The sequence below is a fragment of the Rhodoferax sp. RT5P35 genome (assembly GCF_056521385.1).
The window spans coordinates 1-2,460 of sequence record NZ_JBWMAX010000033.1 but is presented as its reverse complement, the minus strand read 5'-3'; the positions used below and the strand labels follow the sequence as shown (position 1 = coordinate 2,460).

2 protein-coding genes are annotated in these 2,460 nt (G+C 64.5%); both read left to right on the top strand.

What is annotated here, in order from left to right; all coding sequences use genetic code 11:
• Window positions 1-162: 162 nt before the first annotated feature.
• Window positions 163-1,053, top strand: coding sequence for an AraC family transcriptional regulator (locus tag AC097L_RS23195; RefSeq protein ID WP_479589102.1), 891 nt, complete (start codon window positions 163-165; stop codon window positions 1,051-1,053).
• Between the two features lie 676 nt (window positions 1,054-1,729).
• On the top strand, window positions 1,730-2,460 hold a 731-nt coding region (locus AC097L_RS23190; RefSeq protein ID WP_479589101.1), incomplete at its 3' end, for an aldehyde dehydrogenase family protein.

The window sequence follows — 2,460 nt, the reverse complement described above, 5'->3', positions numbered from 1 at the left end:
GGCTCCGGTGATGAGGGTGATTTTTTGCATTCGAAAGCTCCGGTTGTGTGAGGGTTTCAGTGTCTGGCGCGGGGGCTGCACGCAGTTGCCTGTTGCGCGGCGTTCCTTGCCTGATCCTCCAAAACCCATCCGCACGCGACGGCAACCGGATACGCTTGGGCCATGACCACACTCCTGCACGCCGTGGGCCGTTACGCCGAGGCCCACCCCCATGCCACCGGCCTGACCCCCACGCCCATCCCCGGCCTGGCCGTCGCCCGCGCCACCGAGCCCAGCGGGCTGATGCACGCGGTGGCGCAGCCCATGGTGTGCCTGGTGGTGCAGGGCAGCAAGCTGGTGACCACGGGCATACAGGCGTTTGCGTTCAGCGCAGGCGACTCGCTGCTGATCACCGCCGATGTGCCCACCGTCAACCAGATCACCCGCGCCAGCGCCGCCGCGCCCTATTTGTCGCTGGTGCTGCCGCTGGACCTGGCCGTGGTGGCCGACCTGGCCGCGCAGATGGACCCGAGGCCCGAAGGCAGCTACGCCCCGGTGCGGGTGGATGCCACCGAGGCCGAGGTGGCCGACGCCGCCCTGCGGCTGGTGCTCCTGCTGGACCGTCCGGCAGCCCTGCCGATTTTACAGGCGCAAGGCGTGCGCGAGCTGCACTACTGGCTGCTGGCCGGGCGGCACGGCGCGGCCATCCGCCGCCTGGGCTGGCCCGATGGCCACGCGCCCCGTGTCGCCAAAGCCGTGGCCGTGCTGCGGGCCGAGTTTGCCCAAACCCTGCCGGTGGAGCGGCTGGCGGCGGTGGCAGGCATGAGCCCGTCGTCCTTCCACCAGCATTTCCGCAGTCTCACCTCGCTCTCGCCGCTGCAGTTCCAGAAACAGTTGCGCCTGATCGAAGCGCAGCGGCTGATGCTGTCCGAAGGCATCAGCGCCAGCAGCGCCGCCTTCGCTGTGGGCTACGAGAGCGTGCCCCAGTTCACCCGCGAATACGGCCGCCTGTTCGGTTTGTCGCCAGTACGGCACACCGAGGCGGCACGCAGCCAGGTACGGGTGGCAGCTTAATTGCTCCTTTTTCTATAGCTGCTTGCGCCAGTGGAATGGGCGGTAGAGGCCGATTTGACCCCTATATCTGATAGGGAAGACGGCCTGGGCTCCAGCCCCCATCCCAACCTTCCCCCGGAGGGGGAAGGGGCAAGACAGGGGCTCGCGCCCTAGGCGCGATGGGGCGCACAGCGCCCCCGATCCCGCACCCGGGGTCCCCATCTGTATGCGCCGAGGAGCACAGCTTTGGGCGGATCAGGGCTGGCGTCTGTCTGAGCCGCAGGCGAGTTTAGCCAGACCCCGCCCAAAGCGCGCACCGCAGGTTCCCGTAGCGCCAGCGGAGGGCGCAGACAGTTGGGGCGCCTTTCTTTTGGTTACTTTTCTTTTGCGCAAAAGAACAAGTGACTGCGCCGCCGGGCGCAACTCCCGGCCGGGGATGCTGGCGGGCAGCCAGAAAACGTCAATCCGCCAATAGGGGTCGGAGCCCAAATGCGGGCCACATGGTGCTCGACCCGCCAGCAGCCTGCGCGCAATTGGGATCCGACCCCCATTGGCTACCGCCCGCGCAGTCGAACCAGTTTGCTTCTCTTTTAATAGTAAAAAACAGGAGCGCCTCGTGCCTATCTAATAAGCACGGGAGGCCATTTTGGCACTTAAAAAATGGCCTGAAAACCTAAAATGTTGCCTGGGACTGCCCATGGGTGCCGTCACGGTCATCGCTCCGGCAACGTCTCCGCTGGCATGGTCCATGACGCAGTGCAGCGCTGCATTGGCCGTAGGCAACCCAGTGGTGCTCAAGTCGGCCTCGGGAACTGAAGCGGTCGGTTTGGCATTGAAGCAACTTCTTACCGAGGGCGGGGTTCCCGAAGCCGCCATGCAAGTGGTCGCAGGGCCCGGCGCAACCGTTGGCGCCGCCATCGTGTCGCATGAGAAGACTGCTGCGGTGGTGATTGGTGCGTCCCGTGAGGTCACAGCAGAAGTGACAAAGAATGCCGGCCGCGCTCAACCTGAGCGGCCTGTGTTCGCACGAAGCGCCGGGTTTGCCGCCATGTTGGTCGACAGTTCCGCTCTCTCGGAGCAGGTCATTTTCGACGCGGTCTTGGGTGCCTTTGATGGCGCTGGCGCACGGGTCAACTCACTCAAACTGCTGTGCCTGCAAGACGTAGTGGCAGACAAGATGGTGAACATGCTGCAGGCCATGCTCAATGAGCGTAGCGTCAACAGCGCCTCAGACCCCTCGACCGACATTGGTCCGGTGTCGGCAAAGACAGATGTCAAAGCATTTGAGGCTTACCTTGAAGAGCTGTCCAGGAATGGGCACAAGGTTGCGCGTTTGGGGCGGCTCGGCAGTGGCGGTCGCTTGGTCAAACCAGCGATTGTTGAGCTGTCCGATATCAAGGCGCTCGACCAGATAAACCCCGACCTCCA